Origin of the sequence: Mycolicibacterium komossense, from assembly GCF_025822605.1 — a bacterium.
Classification (GTDB): Bacteria; Actinomycetota; Actinomycetes; order Mycobacteriales; family Mycobacteriaceae; genus Mycobacterium; species Mycobacterium komossense.
In genome coordinates this window covers 93,191-113,642 of sequence record NZ_JACKTY010000029.1, presented here as the reverse complement: position 1 = coordinate 113,642, position 20,452 = coordinate 93,191, and the positions used below count along the sequence as shown (strand labels likewise).

Genomic DNA, 20,452 nt, shown 5'->3' with positions numbered 1-20,452 from the left:
CGGCAGGCGTCACGAATGTGTCGATTCCGCCTCCTTCAGCACGCCCAATAGCCGGCGGGCGGCGGCGACCCGGCCAGCGGCCGGTCCGGTCAAGGTGTCCAGCGCGCATTCCGGGTCGGCCGGCGACCCCATATGGCCGCAGCCGCGCGGGCATTCCGCGATCACCTCGGCCAGATCGGAGAACGCCAACAGGACATCGTCGGTTTCGATGTGCGCCAAACCGAAAGATCGCACGCCGGGAGTGTCGATCACCCAGCCGCCGCCATGCAGTGGCAACGCGACCGATTGGCTCGAGGTGTGTTTGCCCTTGCCGACGCCTGAGACAGTACCGGTGGCCCGTGCTGCATCCGGGACCAGGCGATTCACCAAAGTCGACTTTCCGACGCCGGAATGCCCGAGCAACACGGTCAGCAGGCCGGCCACCAGGGGCTCGACCACCTCGATCGGATCCTCGCGGCCAGCTGTGGCGATGGTGATGTCGAGGTCGGCGAACTGTGCGGCGAACGGCTCCGCCGGTGCCAGATCGGATTTCGTCAGGCACAGAATGGGTTTAAGGCCGCCCGCATACGCGGCGATCAAGGCGCGTTCGACAAAGCCGGTTCGTGGTGGCGGGTCGGCCAATGCCACCACGATCAGCAGCTGATCGGCATTGGCGACCACCACCCGCTCGCTCGGATCGGTGTCATCTGCGGTGCGGCGCAACACTGTTCGGCGTTCTCCGCGGCGGACGATGCGGGCCAGCGCATCAGGGCGACCCGACAGGTCGCCGACGATATCGACGTCATCGCCGACCACGATCGGGGTACGGCCCAATTCCCTTGCCCGCATGGCTGTTACGGGCTGTAGGGGGTCTCCGTCAAGCACGCAGCCCCAGCGTCCGCGGTCGACCGTCACCACCATCGCGGCGTGGGCGTCGGCATGTCGGGGCCGGGTCTTGGTCCGCGGCCTTGACCCCTTGCCCGGTCGGATCCGGACATCGGACTCGTCATAGTCGATACCGCTCAAATCTGGCCCGTCAACATGTCGGCCCACAGCTGCGGGAACTCGGGCAGGGTCTTCGAGGTGGTGCCGATGTCATCGATTTCGACACCGTCGACCCGTAGCCCGATGATCGCGCCCGCCATCGCCATCCGGTGATCAGCGTAGGAGTGCCAGGTTCCCGGGTGCAGCGGCTCAGAGGTGATGACGAGGCCGTCGGCGGTCTCTTGGCAGTTGCCCCCGAGACCGTTGATCTCGTTACACAGGGCGGCCAGCCGGTCGGTCTCGTGTCCGCGCAGATGCGCGACACCACGCAGGCGCGAGACAGCACCGGGGGCTGCGAGAGCGGCCAGCACCGCCACCGCGGGGGTCAGCTCGCCGACGTCGTGCAGGTCGACGTCGAAACCGCCGTAGAGCGCGGACCCCTGTACTTCCAGATGCAGATCCGCTTGCGAGACAGTCGCATCCAGCAATCCCAGGATGCCGAGAATGGTCTCTGCGGGTTGCAGACTGGGCGACGGCCATCCGGTGACCCGCACAGTGCCACCGCTGACCACCGCCGCGGCCAGGAACGGCACAGCGTTGGACAGATCCGGTTCCACTTCCCATGCGCGGGCGCCGACCAGGCCTGGTGCGACGTGCCAGCGGTTGGCGGTCGAATCGTCGACGTCGATGCCGGCTTGGCGCAACATCGACACCGTCATCGCGATATGCGGAGCCGACGGCACCGAGGTACCGGTGTGCTGCACGGTCAGCCCGTCGTCGAACGCTGCGCCGGCCAGCAGCAGCGCCGAGACGAACTGTGATGAGGACGACGCGTCGATCTCGACGGTGCCGCCGCGGACCGCGCCGGTACCCGTGACCCGGAACGGCATCGCCGCGCCATCGACGTCCACGCCGAGTACGCGCAGCGCGTCGAGCAGGGGGGCGATCGGCCGCCCTCTGGCCTGCTCGTCACCGTCGAATTCGACGACGGCCTCGCTCAGCGCCGCCACCGGCGGCACGAACCGCAGCACCGTGCCCGCGAGCCCGCAGTCGACCGTGGCGCCGGCGGCGGGGGACAGCCGGCCGGAGACGGTCAGGTCGGTGCCGGTGGCATTGACGGCGTCGATATCGAGGCCCAGTGTGCGCAGGGCGCCGATCATCAGATCGGTGTCACGGCTGCGCAGGGCGCCGCTGATCGTCGAGGTGCCCTGACCCTGCGCGGCGGCCAGCGCAGCCAGCACCAGCGTGCGGTTGGTCAGTGACTTCGAGCCGGGGATGGCGACGGTGGCATGGACGGGCGACGGGGTACGGGGCGCCATCCACGCCTTGAGGTCAGTCACAGGTCCATCCTGCCTTGTCTGACTTCCTCCGAGGTGATCTGGAACCATTGGCGGCTATGTGTGGACGATTCGCGGTCACCACCGACCCGGCGTTGCTTGCCGAAAAGATCAGGGCGCTCGACGAGACGGCCGCGGCGGAACAGAAGGACGCCTCGGACCCGAACTACAACGGCCCGAACTACAACGTGGCACCGACCACCACCATCACCACCGTCGTCAAGCGGCACTCCGATCCCGACGACGAGTCGACCCGCCGGCTTCGGTCGATGCGCTGGGGCCTGATCCCGCCCTGGGCCAAGACCGGATCGGACGGCGGCCCGGAGAGCAAGGGCCCGCTGCTGATCAACGCCCGTGCCGAGACGGTTGTGACGTCACCGGCGTTCCGCAGTTCCGCCAAGGCCAAGCGCTGTCTGGTGCCGATGGACGGCTGGTACGAGTGGCGGCCGAACGGCGAACTCGCTTCGGGCAAGAAGGCGACAAAGACGCCGTTCTACATGTACGGCGGTGACGGGGAGCCGCTGTTCATGGCCGGGCTGTGGTCCACCTGGCGACCGAAAGATGGAGACAACGCTTCGTCGATCGATCAACCGTTGCTCAGCTGCGCCATCATCACCACCGAGGCGGCCGCTCAGCTCGCCCACATCCACGACCGGATGCCGTTGACCATCAGCATGGCCGACTGGGACCGGTGGCTGGATCCCGATGCCCCGATCGACGAAGGCCTACTACGCGGGCACGGCGATCTGGACCGAATCGAGGTCCGGCAGGTGTCGAGGCTGGTCAACAGTGTCCGCAACAACGGGCCGGAACTCATCGAGCCCGCGCAGCCGGAGCCCGAGCAGGGGACGCTGCTGTGACCGGGGCGCGCCACCCGTTGGCCGATGGTCACGTCGTCGACGCACTCGGCGCCGACGCGCGCGCCGCCGGGTACACCGTCGACGGGGTGGCGGATCTCCTCGGCGCGGACGCTGACGCTGCCCTGAGCAGGGGCGCGGTGTGGCCGGCGATCCGTGCCACCGGTAACGCTGCCGCCGCCATGGTGCCCCGGGCGGCGCTGGTGCGACTATTTCTTCTCGGCCTGGATGAGACGACGGAACGGGTGGCAGCCGCGTTCCCCTCGGCCGGCGTCGCTGCGCTGGTCGCGAACGACGTTGTGGAGCTGACTCCGCAGGGGCAGCTCCGCGCGCTCCTCGACATCAGGCCGCACAGCGACGGGGCCCGTGACTACCTCGTGGTGTCCGACCGGGACAGCTCTGGTCGTGAAGGTCCGGTCCGCCATGACCACGTGCTCGGTATCGGCGGGGCGGCGTTGTCGCTGGCGCGCGCGGTCGTCCGGACGCCCGTGGCGCGCGCTCTCGACCTTGGCGTCGGCAGCGGTATCCAGTCCCTGCATCTGAGCGCGCACGCCGGCGAGGTCGTCGCCACCGACACCAACCCCCGCGCGTTGGCGCTCGCCGCGGTGACCGCGCGGCTCAACGGGATGGTGTGGGATCTTCGCGAGGGCAGCCTGTTCGAGCCGGTCGCGGGGGAGCGGTTCGATCTGATCGTCTCCAATCCGCCGTTCGTCGTGGGCGCCGGTTCGCGCGACTTCCTCTACCGGGACTCCGGCATGGCTGGAGATGCGTTGTGTCAGAACATAATCGGGAAGATTCCCGATCATCTCAGACCCGGTGGAACCGCTCAGATCATGGCCAACTGGATGGTCCGACCCGGCCAGGACTGGCGTGAGCGGGTCGGTGGCTGGCTGGCCGGGAACGGACTGGACGCCTGGGTGGTGCAGCGTGAATTCGCCGACCCGGTGACCTATGTCTCGCTCTGGCTGGCCGACGCCGGTGAGACGGCGGAACAGGCGGTCGAGCGGGGCGCGCAATGGCTCGACTGGTTCGAGGATGAAGGCATCGCCGGAGTGGGGATGGGAATGATCTGCCTGCGTGCCGCCGGCGGCCGGACCGAACACGTCCTCGAAGAGATCACCGGCGCAGGGGAGGAACTGACCGGGCCGGAAGTCGACGCGTTCTTTGCCCGCCGCCGCTATCTGCTTGAGCACACCGACGACGACCTGCTGGCCGCCAGGCTGTCCACGGCCCCGGTCTTCCTGGAGCAGCATTCCCTGCCAGGCGCCGAGGGCTGGCAGGAGGTCGGCGCCGTGGTCCGTAGGCCCGGCGGGCCGGGCGCGGTACTCGGCGTCGACGAGGTGTTCACCGCGATGCTGGCGGGCTGCCGCGGTGAATTACCGCTGGGCGGCCTCGTCGAATTGTTGGCGGCGGTGCACGGAGTCGACGCCGGCGCCCTTGCCGAGGCCGCGATGCCGGTGGTGCGGGAGGCCATCAGCCGCGGCATTCTGTACCAAGTGGGCTAGCTGTCCCACGTGAGCTAGGTCTGATCCTGGACGTAGCCCGGCGGATTCGGCGTCTCCACCCACAGATCGACGCCGAGCTCCGAGCCGGGGATGCAGTCGTACACCGAGAGGTCGGTCACCCCGGAGTCGACCAGCACGTCTTCGCACAGCAGAGATTTGCCGGTGAACTCGCGGGCCGGCTTGTTCACGATCACGTAGGCGGCGTCGGAGTACACCTCGGGCTTGCGGGCGCGGCCCATCGCCTCGTCGCCGCCGAGCAGGTTCTGCACGGCGGCGGTGGCGACCATGGTGCGCGGCCACAGCGTGTTCGACGCGATCCCGTCGGCCCGCAGGTCCTCGGCCATGCCGAGACCGCAGAGTGTCATGCCGAATTTCGCCATCATGTAGGCGGTCGGTTTGAGCCATTTCTGGTCGAGCAAGATCGGCGGCGACAGCGTCAGGATGTGCGGGTTCTCCCGGCCCAACATGTGCGGGATGCAGGCGGCCGAGACCGCGTACGTGCCACGCACGTTGATGCCGTTCATCAGGTCGAACCGCTTGAGCGGTACCTCGGTGATCGAACCCAGGTTGATCGCCGACGCATTGTTGACGCAGATGTCGATGCCGCCGAACTGCGCCACCGCTTGCGCCACCGCAGATTCCACGGACTCACCGTCACGGATGTCGCCGACGATCGGGAGCGCCTGCCCGCCGGCCTCCTCGATCTCCTTCGCCGCGGTGTAGATCGTCCCCTCTAGTTTGGGGTGAGGCTCAGCGGTCTTGGCGATCAGCGCGATGTTGGCGCCGTCGCGGGCCGCCCGCTTGGCGATGGCCAGGCCGATGCCACGGCTGGCGCCTGAGATGAACATGGTTTTGCCGTTGAGGGACATGTCGTCACACTAGGCGGCGTCACACTAGGCGGCGACGATGTCGGCGGTCACCGCGTGGGCGAGTTCGATCAGATCCCCGGGTGCGACAGCGATCTCCAGGCCGCGTTTACCGGCGCTGCACAGCACTCGATCCCACAGCAGGGCCGACTCATCGACGACTGTCGGGAGCGCCTTGCGCTGGCCCAGCGGCGAAATGCCGCCCAGCACGTAGCCAGTAGCTCGTTGGGCCGCCGCCGGGTCGGCCATCGCCGCTTTCCCCACTCCCAGCGCGGCAGCGGCGGATTTCAGCGAGAGCTTGGCGGGGACGGGCAGCACGGCCACCGCTAATCCGGTGGGGATCGCCAGCACCAGTGTTTTGTAGATCTGTTCGGGACTCACACCGGCGACGACGCTGAGTTCTGCGACAGCTTCGGCGCCGTAGGCCTGATTCCGGGGATCGTGTTCGTACTGCAGGACGGTATGCGGGATGTTTGCGGCCACCAGCGCCGCTATCGCCGGAGTTGCCGCTCGTGCCACGACGAACAGGGTAGCCGGGCGTTAATCGGTTGACAGTCGGGAATTAGCGGGGTCGTGAACGCTGTTGTTGGAGTCAAGTCAGGCCCCGCAATCGCGGGCTTGTCGGTCACTGCACATAGGATTGGAAGACAGGGGAGTCTGGTGTCGACGGTATGCCTTGAGCGTCCAGTGGCAGTGGCGTCATCGACGTTGTTGCCACAGCCGGCGTTCATCGGTTCTACCGGGACGGAAGGGACTGTGTCTTTCAAGATGGCCGACATCGATAGCGTTAACGGTGTGAGCGTGGCTGAGCCGCCTCCACCAGCGGAAACGGATGCCGAACTCACCGCGAGGTTTGAGCGCGACGCGATTCCATTATTGGATCAGCTCTACGGCGGTGCGCTGCGGATGACGCGCAACCCCGCAGATGCCGAGGATCTACTTCAGGAAACCATGGTCAAGGCCTATGCCGGTTTCCGGTCATTCCGCGAGGGCACCAACCTCAAGGCGTGGCTTTACCGGATCTTGACGAACACCTACATCAACAGTTATCGCAAGAAGCAGCGGCAGCCGGCGGAGTATCCGACCGACGAGATCACCGACTGGCAGTTGGCGTCCAACGCCGAGCACACCTCTACGGGCTTGCGTTCGGCCGAGGTGGAAGCTCTCGAGTCACTGCCGGACACGGAGATCAAAGCAGCGCTGCAGGCGTTGCCAGAAGAGTTCCGGATGGCGGTGTACTACGCCGACGTCGAGGGTTTTCCCTACAAGGAGATCGCCGAGATCATGGATACACCGATCGGGACGGTGATGTCCCGGCTCCACCGGGGCAGGCGCCAGTTACGCGTATTACTCGAAGATGTGGCCAAGGAGCGTGGTTTCATCCGAGGCCACCAACTAGACGAGCCTGAGGAGGTGTCGTCGTGAGTATCGAAGAGAACTGGAAGCCTCCGGTAGGTCCCGTCGATCCCAATCACCCCGAATGTGCGGCAGTGATTGCGGAGGTGTGGACTCTGCTCGACGGTGAATGCACTGCGGAGACGAAGCAGAAGCTGCAGCACCATCTCGACGAATGCCCGACGTGCCTGCGGCACTACGGGGTCGAGGAGCGGATCAAGACGTTGGTTGCCACCAAATGCAGTGGCGAGCGGGCCCCTGAGGGCCTGCGACAGCGGTTACGGCTGGAGATCAGCCGCACCACCATCATCAGGGGTTAAAGCTCAGCTCAAGCGTTGGGACGCTTGCCGTGGTTGGCCTTGCTGTGCTTACGGTCGCGCTTCTTACGTCCACGCTTAGCCATGAGGTACCTCCAAGTTGAGTGAATCGATTGCTTTGGCCGCACCGGCAGGCGGTGGCGAGCACTACCACTAGTGTCTCACGCAGCAGATGGTGCTCTATCCCCGCGCCCTTATGGTTCGATAGAGCGGCAGTCTGGATGTTGCGCGGGAGCGCCGGAATGACCCGGAACGAATGAGGTGAAGATGGCCGAGGATGTTCGTGCTGAGATCGTGGCCAGCGTGCTTGAAGTGGTGGTGCACGAAGGCGATCAGATCGGTGAAGGCGACACCGTCGTGCTGCTGGAGTCGATGAAGATGGAGATTCCGGTACTGGCAGAGGTAGCGGGCACTGTGACCGAGGTCAGCGTGTCAGTCGGCGATGTCATCCAGGCCGGCGATCTCATTGCCGTGATCAGCTAGGCGGCCTATGTCTACGCTCGGTGATCTGCTCGCCGAGCACACCATCCTTCCGGGTAGCGCGGTCGATCACCTGCACGCCGTGGTGGGCGAGTGGCAACTGCTGGCAGACCTGTCTTTCGCCGATTACCTGATGTGGGTACGCCGCGATGACGGCGCTCTGGTGTGCGTAGCCCAGTGCCGGCCCAATACCGCTCCCACCGTGTTACTGACCGATGCCGTCGGCACGATCTCCATCGCTGAGGACCTCCCGCTGGTCGCGGCCGCGTTCCAGTCCGGTGCGATCGGACGCGAAGACGACGCCGGGAGGCAGTTCGCGATCGGCAAGACCGGGCTGAACGTTGAAGCCGTCCCGGTCCGTCACGACAACAATGTGGTCGCCGTGCTGACCCACCAGACCGCCCTTGCCGCAATGCGCAAGTCAAGCCCACTGGAGATCGCGTACCTCGACTGTGCCGGCGACCTGGTGCACATGCTGTCCGAGGGCACCTTCCCCAATGTCGGTGATCTCGCCATGTCGCGATCGAGCCCCCGCGTCGGTGACGGATTCATCCGCCTCGATGTCACGGGTACGGTCGCCTACGCCAGCCCCAATGCTCTCTCGGCGTATCACCGGATGGGGCTGACCTCGGAGTTGGAAGGCCACAATCTGGTGGCCATCACCCGGCCGCTGATCTCGGATCCGTTCGAGGCGCAGGAGCTCGCCGCGCATGTCCGTGACTCGCTGGCCGGCGGGTCCAGCATGCGTATGGAGGTCGACGCGGGCGGCGCCGCGGTGTTGCTGCGGACCTTGCCTCTGGTGGTGCACGGCAGTGCGGTCGGTGCGGCGGTGCTGATCCGCGACGTGACCGAGGTCAAGCGACGGGACCGCGCGCTGCTGTCCAAGGACGCCACCATCCGCGAAATCCACCACCGGGTGAAGAACAACCTGCAGACGGTCGCTGCACTGCTGCGGCTGCAGGCCCGCCGGACCAACAACGCCGAGGGGCGCGAAGCCTTGATCGAGTCGGTGCGCCGGGTGTCGTCGATCGCGTTGGTGCACGACGCGCTGTCGATGTCGGTGGACGAGGAAGTCAACCTCGACGAGGTGATCGACCGGATCCTGCCGATCATGAACGACGTCGCGTCGGTGGATGCACCCATCAAGATCAGCCGGGTCGGCGCACTCGGTGTGCTTGACGCCGATCGGGCTACCGCTCTGGTCATGGTGGTCACCGAACTGGTGCAGAACGCCATCGAACACGCCTTCGACCCGGTGACCAAACAGGGCTGCGTGATCATCCGTGCCGAACGCTCGGCACGCTGGCTCGACGTCGTCGTCCACGACGACGGCAAGGGCCTCCCCGACGGGTTCAGCCTGGAGAAGTCGGACCGGCTGGGATTGCAGATCGTGCGTACCTTGGTGTCCGCGGAACTGGACGGCTCATTGGGAATGCACGACCTTGCCACCGGAGGCACCGATGTCGTGCTGCGAGTACCAATTGGTCGCCGTACACGACTTGCCGCACAATAACAGGGAAATGTGGGCAAAGTAACGGCCCCGACAATTGTCGGGGCCGTGACTATGAATTTGTTCTCGGGTTTATACCGAGGTACGTGCCTTCGTCCGGGCGTTGCGACGCTTGAGTGCGCGCCGCTCGTCTTCGCTCATGCCGCCCCAGACGCCGGCGTCCTGGCCTGACTCCAAAGCCCAGCTCAGGCACTCAGTGGTGACCGGGCAACGGTTACAGACAAGCTTCGCGTCAGCAATCTGCGCGAGAGCCGGGCCACTGTTTCCCACCGGGAAGAACAGTTCCGGATCCTCGTCGCGACAGACCGCCTTGTGGCGCCAATCCATGGCTATTACTCCTTAACTGTGGGCGCAGTCATGCGCACCTGGTTTTGTGTCTTCGGCTGTTAACGCGTGCGTACGAAATGTTTCTGCACTGTTGCATCTGATCGTTTCACAGGCAGAACAGATGTCAAGAGTGCGGAGTTAACACGTGTGCAACGTCACTAGCGAGGTCCGTTACCCGAGCCCTCATTCGTTTGTACTACACTAAACCCACCTGCGCCCTGAATTGCCTCTGGCAATTGAATCGCCGCAGGTCAGGCAGGGTCTCGATGGGGTGGTGCTACCACGGCCAGGGCCTGCGGGACCGACCTGAAGGTCATTTCTTCTCGCATACCGATGTAATCGCCGTCGATCTGGCTGGCGACCGGCGTGTCGGCCGTCACGCGGACGAAATCGACATTGTCGTCGCGGATGAGATGCTTCGCGTTCAACTTGGGCCGCTTTGCCAACATCTGCCGCACGAGCCCCAGATTCCGCCAGACACTCATGCTGGTGGTCGCGAACACCCCGAGGCCGGTTTCGAAGGTGCAGTCCGGGTTTGTCCACACCGGCCGGGTGTTCGCATACGTCCATGGACTGGCGTTGGACACGAAGACGAAGTGCACACCAGAAACGGGTTCGCGGTCTGGTAGTTGCAGCGTGAGTACCGGATCGCGGCGAGCGCTGCGCAGCACCGTCGGGACTGCCGCCGAGATGTAGCGCATGGCCGTGACGCCTTTGTGTTTACGCCTGCGGGCTTCCACTGCCGCGACCACCTCGCCGTCGACGCCCATGCCCGCGGTGAAGACGCCCCAGCGCTCGCCGCAGTCCATCAGGGCGATCCGCCGCCAGGTTCGGTTGCGCCGATAGTCGCTGAGCAAGTCGATCAGCAGGTTGGTCGCCAGGATGGGGTCCGACGGGATACCGAGTGAGCGGGCGAAGACGTTGGCGGACCCGCCGGGCACGACCGCGACCGCGGGCACGTGCCCCAACGGCAGGGGACCGGGTCGCCCCAGCAGTCCGTTGACCACCTCGTTCACGGTCCCGTCGCCACCGTGCACGATGATTACGTCCACACCGTCCTTGACGGCCTGTTCGCCGATTTCGATGGCGTGACCGCGGTGGTTGGTGTGCTCGACGGTCAGGCTCACCCGGCTCTCCAGGGCGTGGGCCAGCAGATCCCGGCCTGCCGAGGTGGTCGAGGTGGCGTTGGGGTTGACGATCAGCACGGCGCGCACGAGGACTCAGCCTATCGGGACGTCTGCGGAGACTGCGTTGCATCGAGAGTCAGCTCAGAGCGATATCCGGGCGCTCGGCGAGTGCACCGTCGGCGCGGTGTTCTTCGAGTTCGCCGGTGCGCCTGGCAGCGCAGCACGGCGGCGTCGGTACCGTACGGAGGTGACCGAACGACGCCTGCTCCTGGTCAACGGACCGAACCTGAACCTGCTCGGCACTCGGCAACCTGAGATCTACGGGGCCACCACGCTGGCGCAGATCGACGAACGGGTCGCCGTGCTGGCCGCCGAGTTCGGGTTGGCCGTGCGCGCAGTGCAGAGCAACCACGAGGGTGTGCTGATCGACCAGATCCACGCCGCCCGGGCCGACTGCGCGGGGATCATCATCAACCCCGGTGCTTATAGCCATACCTCGGTTGCCATTGCCGATGCGCTGATCGCGGTCGAATTGCCGGTTGCCGAAGTGCATTTGAGCAATATCCATCGGCGGGAGCCGTTCCGGCATCACTCGTATGTGTCGGCCGTCGCGGAGATGGTGATCGCGGGAGCGGGCCCGCTGGGTTACGAGATGGCGGTGCGCTACCTGGCGGGCAGGCTCACCCCGTGACACCAACTCCCGTCCGGTATGCCGGCTATCTGGTGGCAGCGCAGGGGGTACTCGCGGTGGTGGCCGCTGTCGTGCTCGTGGTGCGTGCGCTCGGTGGCGCCGATCAGCACGTCGTCAACGGCTACGGCACGGCGGCCTGGTTCGTGATCGTCGGCGGCGGTGTGCTGGCTGCCGGTTGGGCGCTGGTCACCGGCCGTCGCTGGGGTCGCGGCATCGCGGTGTTCGCCAACCTGCTGTTGCTGGGCGTGGCCTACTACGTGTACGGCTCCCATCAGCTGGTCTACGCGGTGCTGATCGCCGTGGCAGCGGTGTTGGCGCTGGGCTTGTTGTTCAGCCCGGCTGCCGTGCAATGGGCGTCGTCGACCCGGGACGCCGGTGAGCCGCCGAGTTAGGGCCGCAGCGGCGGTCGGCGGGGAAGATCTCACGGCGATTCAGCCTCAATCGCCATTTCCCGGTAGCCGGTAGTCGAAGGTCTTGTCAGCGGGGTTCTGGCAGATACCTCCGTCGGATTCACTGTTGCACATGGAAGTTCACGTCGCGATCGAGAATTGCGACCTGAAGTCCGGTGCGCTGGAAGGAGGTGGCGCTCAGCATTCTTGGCCGAATAACACTAGGAGCACATATGGCACGTGACGATGCACATTTCTATCGGACCGCGGATGGCACCGGACTTCCGCACGATCCGTTCAACGCGATCGTCGGGCCGCGCCCCATCGGCTGGATCTCGACCCTCGGCGCGGACGGCGTCAGGAATCTGGCGCCGTACAGCTTCTTCAACGGCTTCAACTACCGTCCGCCGCTGGTCGGCTTCGCGTCGGTCGGGTGGAAGGACTCGGTTGCCAACATCGAGGCGACGGGAAACTTCGTCTGGAACCTGGCGACCCGGCTCTTGGCCGACGCGATGAACGAGACATCGGCATCCATTCCCGCGTCCGAAGACGAGTTCGTCCGCGGTGGCGTCACCGCCGTTCCCGCTGCGCTCATTTCGGCACCGCGAGTCTTGGAGAGCCCGGTCAATTTCGAGTGCCGACTCACGCAGCTGATTCAGCTCACCGATATGGAGCACAAGAATATCGACACCTGGCTGGTGCTCGGACAGGTGGTGGCTGTGCATATCGACCGAGAGCTGTTGGTGGACGGGGTCTATGACACCTCGGCCCCATCCCCGATTCTGCGCGCCGGTGGTCTTGGCAATTATGCCGAGGTGTCGCCGGAAGCGATGTTCACCATGATCCGGCCGGACGACCGCTAACCGCCGGACGAGGCCAACGAGTTCAGCTCCGAGCCCGACACCCGGTAGGTGGTCCATTCGGTCTGCGGTTTACCGCCGACCTCGTCGTACAGCGCGATGGCGTTGACGTTCCAGTTCAGCACCGCCCACGAGAGTCGGGTGTAGTTGTGCTCCACGCACTCTCGGGCCAGCGCCTCGAGCAGCGTGCGCGCCAGACCGCGGCGCCTGAATGCCGGGCGGACGTAGAGATCTTCCAGGTAGATGCCTGCCACCCCGTCCCAGGTGGAGAAGTTCAGGAACCACACCGCCATGGCCGCGACTGCGCCGTCCACCTCTACGATATGGGCATAGGCTACCGGCTTCTCGCTGAAAAGTGCTGTGCGGATTTGCTCTTCGGTGACGACGCACTCTTCGATGGCGCGCTCGAACTCGGCCAGTTCGCGGATCATCGCGGTGATGTGGACCTCGTCGCCGGGTACCGCCCTTCGGATACGTTCAGGCATGGTTTCGGTCATGTGTTCGCCCCCAGTCCGGTCATGATGGTGGTCAGTTTTGTTGTGGTCTCGTCGACTTCGTCGTCGGGATCGGACTCGGCGACGATCCCACCGCCGGAGTGGGCCAGTGCGGTGCGGCGGTCGGCCGACAGCAGGGCGCAGCGGATGGCCACCACGAAGCGACCGTCGCCGCCGGCGTCGCACCAGCCGACAGCGCCCGCATAGAATCCGCGGTCGCCCTCCAGTTCCGCGATCAGCGCAGCGGCGGTGTCGGCGGGCACTCCGCCGACTGCCGGCGTCGGGTGCAGTGCTAGTGCGAGATCGATTGCGGTGGTTGATGTTCTGCGCAGGCGTCCGCTGATCGGGGTGCTCAGATGCCAGAGGGCATCGGTGGCGTGTAGTTGCGGGGTGGTCGCGATCTGCAGGTCGACACACAGCGGGTCGAGGGCCGCGCGGATCGCGTCGATCACCAGCTGGTGCTCGTGGCGGTTCTTGCCGGATTCAACCAGGGCTGCCCCATTGGCGCGGTCGGTGTCGGGGTCGGCCGAGCGGGGTGCGGATCCGGCGAACGGTTGGCAGGTGACCTGGTCGGCGTTCCGGGCGACCAGCAGCTCCGGGCTGGCACCGACCAGTGCAGCCCCGCCAAACTCCGGACCGGCGGGGGAGAGGTCCACCAGGTAGGCGTTTGCCGCCGGATCGGCAGCGACCAGGCGTTGCAGGATCGTCCGGACGTCCCACGGGCTGTCGGCGACCATCCGTAGGGCGCGCGCCAGCACCACCTTGTGCAGTTCGCTGTTCGGCGCGCGCAGCTGCTGCACCGCCCTGGACACCCGGGCCCGGTGCTCCTCCGGTGCCGGCAGCGTCGCATCCAGACGAACGTTAGGCATCGCTTCCATCGGCCAGTGCGGTAGCCCGTGGCTGAAATCCACGTACTGCGGGGCCTGCAGCGCTGCGGGTGCGTCCAGATCAAAAGGCAACGCGCCCACGATGATCGGCACCTCGTCGTCGCGCAGCGCGGCGGCAGCCTCCGACACCGAGGGGTACGGGGTGCTGATGCCTTCGGCTATCAGCGTGCCGGTCGGACCGGCCAGCACAAAGGTGGGTTCGGGCGTCACGTGGGCGGCAGGCACGGGTGCGAGTACCCGGTGAGCCCCAGCGCGGTCAGCTGCCGGACCCCGTGCTCGAAGCCGCACACGGCTACCGACGCCGCCGCCATCGAGAAACGGATGCCTTCGTTCAGCGGCTGCTCGATCCACCGGGTGATCACCGAGCGGGAGAAATGCCCGTGGCTGACGAACACCACGTCGCGGTCCGCCATGTGCTCCAGCGCCAACGCGACAGCCTTGTCGGCGCGTTCAGAAACCTGCTCGACGGTCTCGCCGCCCTTGGCGCCGTATGTCCAGATCATCCAATCCGGCACGGTCTCGCGAATCTGTGGAGTGGTGAGGCCTTCGTAATCGCCGTAATCCCATTCCGCCAGTAATGGTGAGATTTCGTCGACGGTCAGACCCGCGATCTCGGCGGTGATGAGTGCGCGTTTGCGTGGGCTGCTGAACACCAACGGATTGTCGAGCTTGAGCTCCGCGAGCGCCTCAGCAGTGACCTTTGCCTGCTCTCGACCGTTTTCGGTCAGGTCCAGTTCGGTCCGGCCGGTGTGTTGCCCCGACTTGGACCATTCGGTTTCACCGTGCCGCAGTAGCAACAATCGATGCTTGTCGACGCTCACGGTCACCGATTGTGCCCGACCCGTGCAGGCTCCGTCGCGTTACCGTTGGTCCATGACCGTGCCAGGATGGAAACCGTGACGGGGAGACATGTACTCGCGGTGGCCAACCAGAAGGGTGGGGTGGCCAAAACCACAACAGTGGCGTCGCTGGGGGCGGCGATGGTCGAGCAGGGCAGACGGGTACTGCTGGTCGATCTTGATCCGCAGGGCTGTTTGACGTTCTCCCTCGGCCAGGACCCCGACAAACTACCGGTATCGGTGCACGAGGTTCTGCTCGGTGACGTAGAACCGGGCGCGGCGGTGGTGGAGACCTCCGAGGGGATGTCACTGCTGCCGGCCAACATCGATCTTGCCGGTGCCGAGGCGATGCTGCTGATGCGCGCGGGACGCGAGTACGCGCTGAAGCGGGCGCTGGCCAAATTGGACGGTTATGACGTCGTCATCATCGACTGCCCGCCATCACTGGGTGTACTCACCCTCAACGGACTGACTGCTGCCGATGACGTCATCGTGCCGCTGCAGTGTGAAACGCTGGCCCACCGCGGTGTGGGGCAGTTCCTGCGCACCGTCACCGACGTCCAGCAGATCACCAACCCCGACCTGAAACTGCTCGGCGCGCTGCCGACGCTCTACGACTCGCGCACCACCCACAGTCGCGACGTCCTGCTGGACGTGGCCGACCGCTATGACCTACCGGTGCTTTCGCCGCCCATCCCGCGCACGGTGCGCTTCGCGGAGGCCAGCGCGTCGGGGTCGTCGGTGATCGCCGGCCGCAAGAACAAGGGTGCGGTCGCCTACCAGGAGTTGGCGGCGGGACTGCTGAAGCACTGGAAGTCCGGCAAACAACTGGCGACCTACACCCCGGAGATCTGAGCTTCTCAGCCCAGCGCCACGACGTTGCGGCCGCGCTGCTCCAGCACGATCGGGCCGGACACGGCGGGCACGATCGCGGTATCGGCCGGCGGGCGCTGCACCGCGATGATGCGTTCGCGGGCGCCGGTTTCCGCGTTGTAGACACCCAGACCGTTGGTGACCGGGATCAGTAGCTTCTTCGCCATCATCGTCGCGGGTCCCAGTGGAACGACGGGACCGTCTGCTGCCACGGTGTAGCGGTAGCTCAGGTGGTCGGCGTCGAACACCATCACCCGATCGCCGGTCCACCAGGTGAAGAAGTCGCCCGCCCGCGTCACGTCTCCCGCGGGTCCGAGCCGGCCGTCCGCCGCGGACGGGGCCTCGGGAACGGGCGTGCTCGACAGTTCGGTTCCGGTGTCGTCGACGACCGACACCCGGGGGGAGGGTAGCGGTAGATATACCGCCGTCGTGGTGTCGGAGACCGCGAGCACCCGGGCTCCGGACGCAGCGGTAATCCCTTCTTGCGGAATGTCTTTGAGCTTGGGCTGGTCGTCCTGGTCGGCAGGCAGGAGCAACGTCAGCCGCACGTTCTGTTCTCCGGGGCAGGACTGAATCACCGACACCGCTGCCGTGCTGGCTGCCGCCGACAACAGGGTGCAGCCCTTACCCAGGCCAGTGCTCACAGGCAGGACGCGGGCGTCGACCTCGCCGTAGCCCAGCACCCGGACCATGTCCGAGCGCCACAGCTCCAGTCGGGTCGAGCCGGCGGCGAGCACAGTCGTTCCGTCCGAGGACAGCTCGACGTGTTTGTCGGCATAGCCGGAGCGGGTGGGGCCACGGGTGCCGTCGGTCGCGTCGATGGTGCTGACCTGGCCGCAGCCGCGGCCGTCGGGATAGACCGCGACCGCATAGAAGTACAGGTAGGACACCCCGCACAGTTCGCGGTCGCGGGCGAAGGTCCAGCGCGTCGCGCCGGTGGTCGGGTCGAGCCCGGCCACGGTGTTGCCGTTTCCGGTGACCACCGCGCCGCCGGCGACCACCGGGGCGGTGGTGTACGGACTGGCCGCGGTCCACAGCTGCTTGAGCGTCGCAGGGACTGCGGTGGCGGCGACTGCGGAGGTACTGCGGTCCGCGGCCGGTCGACTGATGGTCGCCCTGGCATCACTGGTCCACCAGATGATCCCAGCCGCCAGGGCGACGACGATGGCAATGGCCAGTGCAGCGACGATATCGCCCCTGGTCCGGCGCTCAGGCGCGACCATGGATGGCGCCGATTTAGCCAGCGTTCACGGACGCGCCGGGGGCGGCATCCGCGGGCTTGCGGGGACGACGGCGGCGACGGCGACCGGCGGGGCCTGCCTCGCCGCCGGCGTTATCGGCCTGGCCGTCTTGAGCTTCGCTGCTGTCCGGCCCGGTCGACTCGGTGGTCGTCTCGACGTGTCCGGTGCCAGCCTTGGCGGCACCACGGGTGCGCTGACGTTGGCGGTTGCGGGTGCGCGGCTTTTCCGTCGCCGAGTCGGCGCCGGCCTCATCACGCGCCGGGCGCCGCGGTGCCTGCTTCTTCGGCCCGCCGACGGTGCCCTTCACCTCGGTTGGGATGTTCAGTTCTTCGTAGAGGTGCGGCGAGCTGGAGTACGTCTCCGCCGGGTCGGGGCAGTCCAGCGCAAGGGCCTTGTCGATGGCCGTCCACTTCGCCATCTCGTCCCAGTCGACGAGCGTGACCGCGATACCGGTCTTGCCCGCGCGGCCGGTCCGGCCGATGCGATGGACGTAGGCCTGCTCGTCGTCGGGGCACTGGTAGTTGATGACATGGGTGATGTCGTCGATATCGATACCGCGAGCTGCGACGTCTGTGGCGACCAGCACGTCGATCTCGCCGGTCCGGAACGATTTCAATGCCTTCTCGCGGGCGCCCTGGCCCAGGTCGCCGTGCACGGCGCCGACCTTGAAACCGCGTTCGGCGAGTTCGTCGGACACCTTCTGCGCGGTCCGCTTGGTGCGGGTGAAGATCATCGTCGCGCCCCGGCCGTTGGCCTGCAGGATGCGGCTGACCATCTCGACCTTGTCCATCGCATGCGCGCGGTAGGCGAACTGCTCGGTGGTGTCGTGCGTGGCTGCGGAATGCGGAGCCTCGGCACGGATGTGCGTGGGCTGATTCATGAACGTGCGGGCCAGCGTGATGATCGGGTCGGGCATCGTCGCCGAGAACAGCATCGCCTGGCGGCTGTCCGGGGTGAGCCGCAGGATGCGCTCGATATCGGGCAGGAAGCCCAGGTCGAGCATCTCGTCGGCCTCGTCGAGCACCAGCACCGAGAGCCCGCCGAGCTGGAGGTGCCCCTGATTGGCGAGGTCGAGTAGGCGGCCCGGGGTGCCGACGACGACGTCGGCGCCCTTCTGCAGGGCCTCGATCTGCGCCTCGTAGGGGCGGCCGCCGTAGATCGGCACCACGGACAGTGCGCGGTCTCCGACCCGCAGATATTTCGCTGCGCCGGAGAGATCGCCGTGCACCTGCAGGCACAGTTCACGGGTCGGGACCACGATCAGGGCACGTGGCGCGCCGGTCAGCGGCCGTTCGGTGTCGGTGGTGATGCTGTTGAGCAGGGGAACCCCGAACGCCAGCGTCTTGCCCATTCCGGTGCGGGCCTGGCCGATCAGGTCATCGCCGGCCAGCGCCAGCGGCATCGTCAGTTCCTGGATGGCAAACGGGTGTTCTTTACCGTCTTCGGCCAGTGCGCGGACAATCTCCTCGCGAACACCAAGGGTGGCAAAGCTGTGTTTGAGTACGGTCATGCGGCTAGGTCATGCCTTTCAGTCTCGGTCCGAGTCATTTCAGTCGTCGCGTCTCACACGCGCGCACGAGTTCTGACAGGAACGAGACCCACAGGCGCCGGGTGAGGCCCCTGCGATGACACCGATTCGTTGGGCCCTCGCCTGAGACTCAAGCTGTAAACCAGGCGGACCAACTGCGTGCACGCACACTTCCGGGAGCGGTAAAAACGCCGCTACCCGCTTCCATACTAGCTGGTCGCATTCGCTCGGCTGTCTGCGCCACACGCGCATCCTCCGGCCCAGGAAGCGGACCCACTACAGTGAGCCCATGAGTTCGACGCAGCCCGCGGCCGACCCGTCCTCCTCGGAGTCGACAATTTCGGCGGACCATCCGGGTGTCGACGAACTGTTCGCGTTGCTCGCCTACGGCGAGGTCGCGGCGTTCTACCGACTCACCGAAGAAGCCAAGATGGCGCCCAACCTCGCCGGTCGGATCAATATGGCCAGCATGGCCGCCGCCGAGATGCAGCACTACGAGATGTTGCGAGATGCGTTGGCGCGCAGGGGAGTTGACATCGTGCCCGCGATGTCCGGCTATGCCGCCACACTCGAGGATTACCACCGGCTGACGACGCCGAGCACCTGGCTCGAAGCCCTGGTGAAAGCCTTCGTCGGTGACGCAATGGCTGCCGACTTCTACATGGAGATCGCCGACATCCTGCCGGATGACGTCGCGGGTGTCGTGCGCGCCGTGTTGTCCGAGACAGGCCATTCGCAGTTCGTCGTCGCGGAGGTCAGAGCGGCGATCGCGGACAGCGAGCGGCAACGCAGCCGGCTGGCACTGTGGTCACGCCGCCTGCTCGGTGAGGCCATCACCCAGGCCCAGTACGTGCTGGCCGATCACGACGAGCTCGTAGACCTGGTGATGTCGGGAGCCGGCGGCGGCCTGGGTCACATGACCGAGTTCTTCGACCGTCTGCAGCGCACGCACGCCGAGCGGATGCAGCAGCTCGGACTGGCCTAGCGGGCTGGCCTAGTTAGGGCGTGCAGGTCGCGATCATCGAGTTGTTGGTCTGCACGGACAGGATCGCGCCGGACGAGTCGGTGATGGCGCAGTTCAGGTGACCCAGCAGGCTGGTTGCGGTCACCGACTTGATCTCCACCCCCGGATTGAGGACCACTGTCTTGGTCCAGGGCAGCGCCACGTTGACGTCGGTGCGCGGGAAGCCCTGCTCGTCGGTGTAGATGACGCTCACCAGGTCGAGTAGCTGACGGCTGCCGGTGACCGTGTATGTGATCGTGTTGGGCGCCGGTACGGCTGCTGCCGGGGTTTCGGGGGGTGCCGGCGGCGCGGTGTCGGCCGGGGTCGTAGTCACGGTGACGACGGTCTCGGATGGTAGCGGCGCTGCCGAGGGTGTGCTGGGGGGCACGGTGGCGATCACGGTCCGCGGGGTGGTCGACGGCGTGAGCTCACGCCAGCCCTGCTGGGTGGGGATGGCTGACTTGGTCGACGAGTCGCTGCCGTACATGAGGACGGCGGTGGCGGCGACGGCGACCAGCAGGACGACCGCCGCGCAGATGGCGACCCAACGCCATTTCGTGTCGTGTTGGTCGTAGGACGCGTACGAACCTTCATACGAGTCGTAGTCCTCGTAGTCCTCGGCCGGGTAGTTGAGGTCTTCCTCGGGGTAGTAGCCGTGGTACGAGTCGGTGACGCCGGTGGTGTTTTTGCTGGTGTGGCGGTGATCGGCGTGGTCGCGGTAGCCGCTATCGCCAGACCCCTTGAGGGTGCCTGGTCCGCTCCAATAGGGCTTGCTCATTGCGTCATCACCGAGACCATTTCTTCACCCTGGTCACTTCTGTCACTTCCTTCTCACGATCGTATCGGGCGGTACTCGTCCGTGCCGTGGCCGTCCGGGCGTGTCGGAGCGGCGCGCGCAGAAGGAAATCGAATTGTTATCACTCCAGGTCGGATGTGGGATTCGCTGACCGCGAACGCCTGCTG

The 20,452-nt window shown here is 66.2% G+C and carries 24 protein-coding genes; 11 read left to right on the top strand and 13 right to left on the bottom strand.

What is annotated here, in order from left to right; genetic code table 11:
- Nucleotides 1-9: 9 nt before the first annotated feature.
- Together rsgA and aroA are read right to left on the bottom strand one after the other, a co-directional pair.
- Nucleotides 10-1,005, bottom strand: a complete 996-nt coding sequence (gene rsgA / locus H7J73_RS13975) for a ribosome small subunit-dependent GTPase A (protein ID WP_264068030.1) — start codon at nucleotides 1,003-1,005, stop codon at nucleotides 10-12.
- Nucleotides 1,002-2,282: a 3-phosphoshikimate 1-carboxyvinyltransferase gene (gene aroA / locus H7J73_RS13970; RefSeq protein WP_264068514.1), complete on the bottom strand. Its 1,281-nt coding sequence runs from the start codon at nucleotides 2,280-2,282 to the stop codon at nucleotides 1,002-1,004. Before aroA ends, rsgA begins: the two co-directional genes overlap by 4 nt.
- A gap of 77 nt (nucleotides 2,283-2,359) precedes the next feature.
- Between aroA and H7J73_RS13965 the strand changes: the two genes are divergently transcribed.
- Together H7J73_RS13965 and H7J73_RS13960 are read left to right on the top strand one after the other, a co-directional pair.
- On the top strand, nucleotides 2,360-3,160 hold the full coding sequence (locus H7J73_RS13965; RefSeq protein ID WP_264068029.1) for an SOS response-associated peptidase: 801 nt from the start codon (nucleotides 2,360-2,362) through the stop codon (nucleotides 3,158-3,160).
- On the top strand, nucleotides 3,157-4,662 hold the full coding sequence (locus H7J73_RS13960; protein WP_264068028.1) for a DUF7782 domain-containing protein: 1,506 nt from the start codon (nucleotides 3,157-3,159) through the stop codon (nucleotides 4,660-4,662). Before H7J73_RS13965 ends, H7J73_RS13960 begins: the two co-directional genes overlap by 4 nt.
- Before the next feature lie 14 nt (nucleotides 4,663-4,676).
- Here the strand turns inward: H7J73_RS13960 and H7J73_RS13955 are convergent, their stop codons facing one another.
- Both H7J73_RS13955 and H7J73_RS13950 read right to left on the bottom strand, forming a co-directional pair.
- Nucleotides 4,677-5,531: an SDR family oxidoreductase gene (locus H7J73_RS13955; RefSeq protein ID WP_264068027.1), complete on the bottom strand. Its 855-nt coding sequence runs from the start codon at nucleotides 5,529-5,531 to the stop codon at nucleotides 4,677-4,679.
- Nucleotides 5,532-5,555: 24 nt separating this feature from the next.
- On the bottom strand, nucleotides 5,556-6,047 hold the full coding sequence (locus tag H7J73_RS13950; RefSeq protein ID WP_264068026.1) for an aminoacyl-tRNA deacylase: 492 nt from the start codon (nucleotides 6,045-6,047) through the stop codon (nucleotides 5,556-5,558).
- Between the two features lie 249 nt (nucleotides 6,048-6,296).
- Here H7J73_RS13950 and H7J73_RS13945 point away from each other — a divergent pair, with 249 nt between their 5' ends.
- Together H7J73_RS13945 and rsrA are read left to right on the top strand one after the other, a co-directional pair.
- Nucleotides 6,297-6,953, top strand: coding sequence for a sigma-70 family RNA polymerase sigma factor (locus H7J73_RS13945; protein WP_264068513.1), 657 nt, complete (start codon nucleotides 6,297-6,299; stop codon nucleotides 6,951-6,953).
- Entirely contained in the window at nucleotides 6,950-7,243 is a 294-nt protein-coding gene (gene rsrA / locus H7J73_RS13940; RefSeq protein ID WP_264068025.1) for a mycothiol system anti-sigma-R factor, read from the top strand. Before H7J73_RS13945 ends, rsrA begins: the two co-directional genes overlap by 4 nt.
- Before the next feature lie 8 nt (nucleotides 7,244-7,251).
- Here the strand turns inward: rsrA and H7J73_RS33985 are convergent, their stop codons facing one another.
- Nucleotides 7,252-7,326 carry a 50S ribosomal protein bL37 gene (locus tag H7J73_RS33985; protein WP_011728008.1) on the bottom strand — a complete coding sequence of 25 codons (75 nt, stop codon included), beginning with the start codon at nucleotides 7,324-7,326 and terminating at the stop codon, nucleotides 7,252-7,254.
- 181 nt (nucleotides 7,327-7,507) lie between these two features.
- Here H7J73_RS33985 and H7J73_RS13935 point away from each other — a divergent pair, with 181 nt between their 5' ends.
- Both H7J73_RS13935 and H7J73_RS13930 read left to right on the top strand, forming a co-directional pair.
- A complete protein-coding gene (locus H7J73_RS13935; protein ID WP_264068024.1) occupies nucleotides 7,508-7,723 on the top strand; it encodes a biotin/lipoyl-binding carrier protein in 216 nt (71 codons plus the stop codon).
- Nucleotides 7,724-7,730: 7 nt separating this feature from the next.
- A complete protein-coding gene (locus tag H7J73_RS13930; RefSeq protein ID WP_264068023.1) occupies nucleotides 7,731-9,233 on the top strand; it encodes a two-component system sensor histidine kinase PdtaS in 1,503 nt (500 codons plus the stop codon).
- Between the two features lie 69 nt (nucleotides 9,234-9,302).
- Here the strand turns inward: H7J73_RS13930 and whiB1 are convergent, their stop codons facing one another.
- Together whiB1 and H7J73_RS13920 are read right to left on the bottom strand one after the other, a co-directional pair.
- Nucleotides 9,303-9,557 carry a transcriptional regulator WhiB1 gene (whiB1, locus tag H7J73_RS13925; RefSeq protein ID WP_029373613.1) on the bottom strand — a complete coding sequence of 85 codons (255 nt, stop codon included), beginning with the start codon at nucleotides 9,555-9,557 and terminating at the stop codon, nucleotides 9,303-9,305.
- Between the two features lie 251 nt (nucleotides 9,558-9,808).
- Nucleotides 9,809-10,771, bottom strand: a complete 963-nt coding sequence (locus tag H7J73_RS13920) for a diacylglycerol/lipid kinase family protein (protein ID WP_264068022.1) — start codon at nucleotides 10,769-10,771, stop codon at nucleotides 9,809-9,811.
- Nucleotides 10,772-10,931: 160 nt separating this feature from the next.
- On the opposite strand from H7J73_RS13920, the gene aroQ reads away from it, so the two are divergent.
- The 3 genes from aroQ to H7J73_RS13905 all read left to right on the top strand — a co-directional run bounded on the left by aroQ (nucleotide 10,932) and on the right by H7J73_RS13905 (nucleotide 12,627).
- Entirely contained in the window at nucleotides 10,932-11,375 is a 444-nt protein-coding gene (gene aroQ, locus H7J73_RS13915; RefSeq protein ID WP_264068020.1) for a type II 3-dehydroquinate dehydratase, read from the top strand.
- Nucleotides 11,372-11,767: a hypothetical protein gene (locus tag H7J73_RS13910; protein WP_264068019.1), complete on the top strand. Its 396-nt coding sequence runs from the start codon at nucleotides 11,372-11,374 to the stop codon at nucleotides 11,765-11,767. Before aroQ ends, H7J73_RS13910 begins: the two co-directional genes overlap by 4 nt.
- A gap of 230 nt (nucleotides 11,768-11,997) precedes the next feature.
- Nucleotides 11,998-12,627 carry a flavin reductase family protein gene (locus H7J73_RS13905; protein ID WP_264068018.1) on the top strand — a complete coding sequence of 210 codons (630 nt, stop codon included), beginning with the start codon at nucleotides 11,998-12,000 and terminating at the stop codon, nucleotides 12,625-12,627.
- Here H7J73_RS13905 and H7J73_RS13900 read toward each other — a convergent pair.
- Genes H7J73_RS13900 through H7J73_RS13890 form a run of 3 tightly spaced genes read right to left on the bottom strand, consistent with a single transcriptional unit; the run spans nucleotide 12,624 to nucleotide 14,826 of the window.
- On the bottom strand, nucleotides 12,624-13,109 hold the full coding sequence (locus H7J73_RS13900; protein WP_264068512.1) for a GNAT family N-acetyltransferase: 486 nt from the start codon (nucleotides 13,107-13,109) through the stop codon (nucleotides 12,624-12,626). The two genes, H7J73_RS13905 and H7J73_RS13900, sit on opposite strands and share 4 nt — an antisense overlap.
- An 8-nt stretch (nucleotides 13,110-13,117) precedes the next feature.
- Entirely contained in the window at nucleotides 13,118-14,230 is a 1,113-nt protein-coding gene (locus tag H7J73_RS13895; protein ID WP_435405492.1) for an isochorismate synthase, read from the bottom strand.
- Nucleotides 14,212-14,826, bottom strand: a complete 615-nt coding sequence (locus tag H7J73_RS13890) for an acid phosphatase (RefSeq protein ID WP_264068017.1) — start codon at nucleotides 14,824-14,826, stop codon at nucleotides 14,212-14,214. The genes H7J73_RS13895 and H7J73_RS13890 overlap by 19 nt, the downstream gene beginning before the upstream one ends.
- Nucleotides 14,827-14,892: 66 nt before the next feature.
- Between H7J73_RS13890 and H7J73_RS13885 the strand changes: the two genes are divergently transcribed.
- Nucleotides 14,893-15,699 (top strand): ParA family protein, encoded by an 807-nt coding sequence (locus H7J73_RS13885; protein ID WP_276031262.1) that lies wholly within the window; start codon nucleotides 14,893-14,895, stop codon nucleotides 15,697-15,699.
- Nucleotides 15,700-15,704: 5 nt separating this feature from the next.
- Here the strand turns inward: H7J73_RS13885 and H7J73_RS13880 are convergent, their stop codons facing one another.
- Together H7J73_RS13880 and H7J73_RS13875 are read right to left on the bottom strand one after the other, a co-directional pair.
- Nucleotides 15,705-16,940, bottom strand: a complete 1,236-nt coding sequence (locus tag H7J73_RS13880) for an Rv3212 family protein (protein ID WP_264068014.1) — start codon at nucleotides 16,938-16,940, stop codon at nucleotides 15,705-15,707.
- Between the two features lie 13 nt (nucleotides 16,941-16,953).
- Nucleotides 16,954-18,468 (bottom strand): DEAD/DEAH box helicase, encoded by a 1,515-nt coding sequence (locus H7J73_RS13875; RefSeq protein WP_264068013.1) that lies wholly within the window; start codon nucleotides 18,466-18,468, stop codon nucleotides 16,954-16,956.
- 307 nt (nucleotides 18,469-18,775) lie between these two features.
- Between H7J73_RS13875 and H7J73_RS13870 the strand changes: the two genes are divergently transcribed.
- Nucleotides 18,776-19,471, top strand: a complete 696-nt coding sequence (locus tag H7J73_RS13870; protein WP_264068012.1) for a ferritin-like fold-containing protein — start codon at nucleotides 18,776-18,778, stop codon at nucleotides 19,469-19,471.
- Nucleotides 19,472-19,484: 13 nt separating this feature from the next.
- On the opposite strand, the gene H7J73_RS13865 is transcribed toward H7J73_RS13870, so the two are convergent.
- Nucleotides 19,485-20,267: a hypothetical protein gene (locus H7J73_RS13865; protein ID WP_264068011.1), complete on the bottom strand. Its 783-nt coding sequence runs from the start codon at nucleotides 20,265-20,267 to the stop codon at nucleotides 19,485-19,487.
- Between the last annotated feature and the right edge of the window lie 185 nt (nucleotides 20,268-20,452).

Excerpts from the sequence above, each read along its gene's own strand:
- H7J73_RS13935 (WP_264068024.1), top strand. The coding sequence starts at position 7,508 with ATGGCCGAGGATGTTCGTGCTGAGATCGTGGCCAGCGTGCTTGAAGTG.
- H7J73_RS13965 (WP_264068029.1), top strand. The coding sequence starts at position 2,360 with ATGTGTGGACGATTCGCGGTCACCACCGACCCGGCGTTGCTTGCCGAA.
- H7J73_RS13870 (WP_264068012.1), top strand. The coding sequence starts at position 18,776 with ATGAGTTCGACGCAGCCCGCGGCCGACCCGTCCTCCTCGGAGTCGACA.
- H7J73_RS13905 (WP_264068018.1), top strand. The coding sequence starts at position 11,998 with ATGGCACGTGACGATGCACATTTCTATCGGACCGCGGATGGCACCGGA.
- H7J73_RS13955 (WP_264068027.1), bottom strand. The coding sequence starts at position 5,531 with ATGTCCCTCAACGGCAAAACCATGTTCATCTCAGGCGCCAGCCGTGGC.
- whiB1 (WP_029373613.1), bottom strand. The coding sequence starts at position 9,557 with ATGGATTGGCGCCACAAGGCGGTCTGTCGCGACGAGGATCCGGAACTG.
- H7J73_RS13900 (WP_264068512.1), bottom strand. The coding sequence starts at position 13,109 with ATGCCTGAACGTATCCGAAGGGCGGTACCCGGCGACGAGGTCCACATC.
- H7J73_RS13945 (WP_264068513.1), top strand. The coding sequence starts at position 6,297 with ATGGCCGACATCGATAGCGTTAACGGTGTGAGCGTGGCTGAGCCGCCT.
- H7J73_RS13880 (WP_264068014.1), bottom strand. The coding sequence starts at position 16,940 with ATGGTCGCGCCTGAGCGCCGGACCAGGGGCGATATCGTCGCTGCACTG.
- H7J73_RS13875 (WP_264068013.1), bottom strand. The coding sequence starts at position 18,468 with ATGACCGTACTCAAACACAGCTTTGCCACCCTTGGTGTTCGCGAGGAG.
- H7J73_RS13865 (WP_264068011.1), bottom strand. The coding sequence starts at position 20,267 with ATGAGCAAGCCCTATTGGAGCGGACCAGGCACCCTCAAGGGGTCTGGC.
- H7J73_RS13885 (WP_276031262.1), top strand. The coding sequence starts at position 14,893 with ATGGAAACCGTGACGGGGAGACATGTACTCGCGGTGGCCAACCAGAAG.
- H7J73_RS13930 (WP_264068023.1), top strand. The coding sequence starts at position 7,731 with ATGTCTACGCTCGGTGATCTGCTCGCCGAGCACACCATCCTTCCGGGT.
- aroA (WP_264068514.1), bottom strand. The coding sequence starts at position 2,282 with ATGGCGCCCCGTACCCCGTCGCCCGTCCATGCCACCGTCGCCATCCCC.